This window comes from Novosphingobium sp., from assembly GCF_027486195.1.
GTDB lineage: Bacteria > Pseudomonadota > Alphaproteobacteria > Sphingomonadales > Sphingomonadaceae > Novosphingobium.
The window spans coordinates 1-5354 of sequence record NZ_JAIXPP010000130.1 but is presented as its reverse complement, the minus strand read 5'-3'; the positions used below and the strand labels follow the sequence as shown (position 1 = coordinate 5354).

General features: G+C 64.5%; 6 protein-coding genes. All 6 read left to right on the top strand.

Annotated elements, in window-relative coordinates:
- Window positions 1-30: 30 nt before the first annotated feature.
- Window positions 31-831, top strand: coding sequence for a cold-shock protein (locus Q0071_RS22525; protein ID WP_298174812.1), 801 nt, complete (start codon window positions 31-33; stop codon window positions 829-831).
- Between the two features lie 140 nt (window positions 832-971).
- Window positions 972-2165 (top strand): aspartate aminotransferase family protein, encoded by a 1194-nt coding sequence (locus Q0071_RS22520; protein WP_298174811.1) that lies wholly within the window; start codon window positions 972-974, stop codon window positions 2163-2165.
- On the top strand, window positions 2162-3088 hold the full coding sequence (gene argF / locus Q0071_RS22515; RefSeq protein ID WP_298174810.1) for an ornithine carbamoyltransferase: 927 nt from the start codon (window positions 2162-2164) through the stop codon (window positions 3086-3088). The genes Q0071_RS22520 and argF overlap by 4 nt, the downstream gene beginning before the upstream one ends.
- Window positions 3089-3090: 2 nt before the next feature.
- A complete protein-coding gene (locus Q0071_RS22510) occupies window positions 3091-3999 on the top strand; it encodes an Hsp33 family molecular chaperone HslO (RefSeq protein WP_298174809.1) in 909 nt (302 codons plus the stop codon).
- 116 nt (window positions 4000-4115) lie between these two features.
- Window positions 4116-4562 (top strand): DUF3617 family protein, encoded by a 447-nt coding sequence (locus Q0071_RS22505; RefSeq protein ID WP_298174808.1) that lies wholly within the window; start codon window positions 4116-4118, stop codon window positions 4560-4562.
- 49 nt (window positions 4563-4611) lie between these two features.
- Entirely contained in the window at window positions 4612-5316 is a 705-nt protein-coding gene (queC, locus tag Q0071_RS22500) for a 7-cyano-7-deazaguanine synthase QueC (protein WP_298174807.1), read from the top strand.
- Window positions 5317-5354 lie beyond the last annotated feature (38 nt).

Here is a 5354-nt window from a genome sequence, read left to right as displayed (position 1 = left end):
CAGGGGCGGAACGAAGGTTTATTGGTTTTTATGGGTTTTGACAGAGGGCGGCGGGGTCGCGGACGCGACAAGCGCGATGGTTTCGGTGACGAGGGCGGCTTCGACCCTTACGGCGGCGGCGGTGGTTTCGGCGGCGGCGGCTTTGATCGCGGCGGCTTCGGCGGCGGCGGTGGCGGTGGCGGTCGCGGTGGTTTCGGCGGCGGTGATCGCGGCGGCTTCGGCGGTGGCGACCGTGGCGGCTTCGGCGGCGGTGATCGCGGTGGCTTCAGCGGCGGTCCCCGCGGCGGTGGCGGCGGCGGTGGTGGTGGCGGCTTCGGCGGTCCCCGCGGCGGCGGCATGCCGGCGCAGGTCGTCGGCACCGGCAAGGGTGTGGTGAAGTTCTTCAACGGTCAGAAGGGCTTTGGCTTCATCCAGCGCGAAGACGGCGGTGAGGATGTGTTCGTCCACATCAGCGCTGTCGAGCGTGCAGGCCTTGAAGGTCTTGCCGAAGGCCAGCAGCTCGAGTTCAACCTCGTTGATCGCGGCGGCAAGATCTCCGCAGCCGATCTGCAGGTCGTGGGTGACGTGATTGCGGTCGCGGCCAAGCCCGCCGCGCCGCAGCGCCAGCTGACGGGTGAGAAGGCTACCGGCACAGTCAAGTTCTTCAACGCCATGAAGGGCTTCGGCTTCATCACGCGTGATGATGGCCAGCCTGACGCGTTCGTGCACATCAGCGCTGTCGAGCGTTCGGGCATGCGCGAGCTGAATGAGGGCGACAAGCTCGAGTTCGATCTCGAGGTCGATCGGCGGGGTAAGTACTCGGCGGTCAACCTGACGCCCCGACAAGACTGAGATTGGTGCGGGGTCCTTCGGCCGATGGCCGAAGCCCTGCGCCACCGGCATTTTTAGATGGCGGCCCTTCGGGGTCGCCATTTGTCGTTTACGACAACACTCCCGGCACAGCGGGAGCCGAAGCAGGAAGGAAACGTGTCATGTCGATCACCCCGTTGATGCCCGTCTATCCCCGGTGCGGCGTGCGTCCGGTGCGCGGAGAGCATTGCCATCTGATCAGTGAAGACGGCACGCGCTATCTCGATTTCGCCAGCGGCATCGCGGTCAACCTGCTCGGCCACAGCAACGAGCATCTGATCGGCGCGATTCAGCGGCAGGCAGCAACGCTGATGCATGTCTCCAATCTCTACGGCAGCCCGCAGGGCGAGCATCTGGCCCAGCGGCTGGTAGACCTGACGTTCGCCGATACGGTGTTCTTCACCAATTCGGGTGCCGAGGCCGTCGAATGCGCGATCAAGACCGCGCGCGCCTATCATCAGCATGCCGGCAATACCGAGCGCTATGAGCTGATCACGTTCAAGAACGCGTTCCATGGCCGCACGATGGCCACGATCAGCGCCTCCAATCAGGAAAAGATGCACAAGGGCTTCCTGCCGTTGCTCGAAGGCTTCCGCTATGTCGACTTCGACGACCTCGAAGGGGCGCGAGCAGCGATCGGGCCGAATACGGCGGGCTTCCTTGTCGAGCCGATCCAGGGGGAGGGCGGCATCCGCGATGCCTCGCCCGAATTCCTCCAGGGCCTGCGCGCTCTTGCCGACGAGCATGACCTCATGCTGATCTTCGACGAAGTGCAGTGCGGCGTCGCCCGCACCGGCGATCTCTATGCCTACGAGCAGTACGGCGTGACGCCCGACATCATGGCGAGCGCCAAGGGTATCGGCGGCGGCTTCCCGCTCGGCGCCTGCCTCGCGACCGAAAAGGCCGCACGCGGCATGGTGATCGGCACCCACGGCAGCACCTATGGCGGCAATCCGCTGGCGATGGCTGCGGCCGAAGCCGTGCTCGATGTGGTGGCTGAACCCGCCTTCCTCGCGGACGTGAAGGCAAAGGGAGAGCGGCTACGCGGCCGGCTCGAGCAGTTCATCGGCAACTACCCGGACATGTTCGAACTGGTGCGCGGGCGGGGCCTGATGCTCGGCGTCAAGATGAAGATCGAGCCGCGCGCGTTCGTCGCCCACATGCGTGACAACCACCATCTGCTCACCGTCGCAGCGGGTGACATGACCTTCCGCGTCCTGCCGCCACTGGTGATCGATGACAGCCACATCGACGAATTCATGGAGAAGCTCTCGGCCGCAACTGCCAGTTATGCGGTCGAAGCCGTGCCGGCATGACCCGGCATTTCCTCAGCCTGAGCGACGCCGGCGGCGATGCCCTCGCCGCCATTCTGGGTGATGCCATGGACCGGAAGGCGGCGCGGCGCGCGCTGCCCAAGGGTCAGCACGACGCCGATGCGCCGCTCGCCGGCCGGGTCCTCGCCATGGTGTTCGAGAAGAACTCGACGCGTACGCGGGTCTCCTTCGACATCGCGATCCGTCAGCTTGGCGGCAGCGGCCTCGTGCTCGACGCCGGGACCACGCAGCTAGGCCGCGGGGAGACCATCGCCGATACGGCCCGTGTGCTCAGCCGCATGGCCGATGCCATCATGCTGCGCACCGATGATCACGCGAAGCTCGAGGAACTGGCGCATTACGCCAGCGTGCCGGTGATCAATGGGCTGACCGATCTCTCGCATCCCTGCCAGATCGTCGCCGATCTGCAGACCCTGCTCGAACACGGCAAGGCGCTGCCCGGGCTTGAGGTCGCGTGGCTAGGTGACGGCAACAACGTGCTCAACTCGTTCGTCGAGGCGGCGGGGCTGATGAAGTTCAACATCCGCATCGGCGTGCCCGAGGGGTACGACAGCGATCCCGCATTCATTGCCGCAGCGCGCGCTGGCGGTGCTCGCATCGATACCGTTCGCAGCGCGGCGGATGCCGTGCGCGGCGCCGACGTTGTCGTGACCGACACCTGGATCTCGATGGGGCAGGCCCACGCCGAGGCCAAGCTTGCCGCGATGACCCCGTTCCAGGTGAACGCAGGCCTCATGGCGCTGGCGAAGTCCGATGCCCTCTTGCTGCACTGCCTGCCCGCCCATCGCGGGGAGGAAGTGACCGACGACGTGATTGATGGCCCGCAATCGGTCGTGTGGGATGAGGCAGAAAACCGCATCCACGCGCAGAAATCGATCTTGCGCTGGGCGTTCGGGCAGCTCTGACCATGTCGGATGATGCCGCTTCTGCCGGGACGACCGGCTTTGACCAGGTCCTGACTTTCACTGTGCCCGAGCGTAATGCGCGCGGACGCATCGTGCGCCTTGGACCTGTGCTCGATGCTGTGATCGCGGCGCACGCCTATCCTGCGCCGATCCGCCACCTGCTGGCCGAGGCGATGGTGCTGGCAACGCTGCTTGGTTCCCTGCTCAAGGATGAGCAGAGCCAGCTGACGATGCAGGCGCAGACCCAGGATGGCGTGATCGACCTGCTCGTCTGCGACTACCGCAGCGGCGAGCTGCGCGGCTATGTCCGTTTCGACCGCGCGCGGCTGGACGAACTGGGGCCCAGTCCTACGCTGCACGCCCTGTTCGGGGATGGCTACCTTGCCATCACTTTCGATCTCGCGGCGACGGGGCAGCGCTATCAGGGCGTCGTTCCGCTTGAGGGAGAGACACTTGCAGCGGCCTGCGAGAGCTACTTCCTGCAGTCGGAACAGATCCCCACACTGATCCGCCTCGGTGTGCGCAGCGATTCAGCTGGCTGCGTCGCGGGCGGCATGCTGATCCAGCACTTGCCAGAGGGTGAGGAAGGCCGTGAGCGGCTCCATGTTCAGCTCGATCATCCGGAATGGGAGCATATGCGGATCATGGGCGGTTCGGTTTCACCCACCGAACTGGTCGATCCAGACCTCGATCTGGAGACGGTCCTTTGGCGGCTCTTTCACGAAGAGCGCGAGGTGCGCGTGGAACGCGGCAAGCAGATCGTCAAAGGGTGCCGCTGCAGCAGCGACTACTATCGATCCGTACTGGCGCGCTTCGGGGCGGCAGAGCGCGCAGAGATGCGCAATGAGGAAGGATTGATCCTCGTCGACTGCGCATTCTGCTCGAAGGTCTTCGAGATTGATCTCGACTGATACCACCGATTCGGTTCGTCGCTGACGAAGAACACTTTAACGCAGCCAGATTTTGCGTATACTGCAAGCAGCGGTCCGGCATGGTGTCGGGGCGCCTTTTTGGACGCGCCTGCCAGATGGACCGCCTGCTGCGCACCCTAACCGAAGTCTCGGCCCGCCAGCTTGTCCGGCTGATTGGTGGCGGCGCCTTCATGTCGCTCGTGTTTGTCGCACCTGCGCTTACGGCGCAGCGCCCTTCGCTTGCCATGCTCGACCAGCTCAAGCCGGGGCAATGGGAAGTGCGGGATCGCGATCTCGCCGGCGGCCGCAGCAGGCTGTGCATCGAGAACGGTCGCCGCTTGATCCAGATTCAGCATATGCGCGAAGTCTGCCGCAGCTTCACGGTGCAGGACACGGCGGACACGGTAACGGTCCATTACACCTGCCCGGGCAATGGCTACGGACAGACATCCGTTCGCTATGAAAGTGCGCAGCTCGTGCAGTTGGAAACGCAGGGTATCGCACACGGCGTGCCGTTCAATTTCCGCGCGGAAGTGCGGCGCATCGGCGCATGCACATCCTGATTGCGCGCTGAGGATTGCCACAAGCAGTTCATGGCTTTAGCTCTGCTACATGGTCGCCGAAGCCGTTTCCCGGGAAAGCCCGCTCGCCGTTGTCCTGCTCTCGGGTGGGCTCGATTCGATGGTCTGCGCCGCCCTTGCGCGTGAGCAGGGTTTTCGTGTTCTCGCGCTGACGATGGATTACAACCAGCGCCACCGGGTCGAGATCGAGGCGGCGCGCGGCATTGCTTCAGCGCTGGGCGTAGAGCGCCATGTCATTCTGCCGCTCGATCTGCGCCAATTTGGTGGATCGGCGCTTACTGCTGATATCGCTGTGCCGAAAGACGGGGTGGGCGACGACATTCCGGTCACTTACGTGCCGGCCCGCAATCTCGTCTTCCTCTCGCTGGCCCTGGCATGGGCTGAGGCGGCTGGATCATCAGACCTCTTTATCGGGGTCAACGCGCTCGATTATTCAGGCTATCCCGATTGCCGGCCGGAATTCATCGGCGGCTTCGAGAGTCTCGCCCGGGTCGCCACCAAGCTTGGCGATCAGGGCGGTACCGTGCGGGTTCACGCCCCGCTCCAACACCTGAAGAAGAGCGAAATCGCGCAAGAAGCGGCCCGTCTCGGGCTCGATCCTGGTGCCAGTTGGTCGTGCTACGATCCGCTGCCCGATGGACGGGCCTGCGGCGTGTGCGACAGCTGCCGTCTGCGGCGCGCGGGATTCGATGCAGCCGGGATAGAGGATGGCACCAAGTATGGAGATGACGGATAAGCCGAAGCAATGGTTCGGCGTTGACCGCTACAGTTGGT

Coding starts and splice junctions, on each gene's coding strand:
- Q0071_RS22525 (WP_298174812.1), top strand. CDS start 31: ATGGGTTTTGACAGAGGGCGGCGGGGTCGCGGACGCGACAAGCGCGAT.
- Q0071_RS22520 (WP_298174811.1), top strand. CDS start 972: ATGTCGATCACCCCGTTGATGCCCGTCTATCCCCGGTGCGGCGTGCGT.
- argF (WP_298174810.1), top strand. CDS start 2,162: ATGACCCGGCATTTCCTCAGCCTGAGCGACGCCGGCGGCGATGCCCTC.
- Q0071_RS22510 (WP_298174809.1), top strand. CDS start 3,091: ATGTCGGATGATGCCGCTTCTGCCGGGACGACCGGCTTTGACCAGGTC.
- Q0071_RS22505 (WP_298174808.1), top strand. CDS start 4,116: ATGGACCGCCTGCTGCGCACCCTAACCGAAGTCTCGGCCCGCCAGCTT.
- queC (WP_298174807.1), top strand. CDS start 4,612: ATGGTCGCCGAAGCCGTTTCCCGGGAAAGCCCGCTCGCCGTTGTCCTG.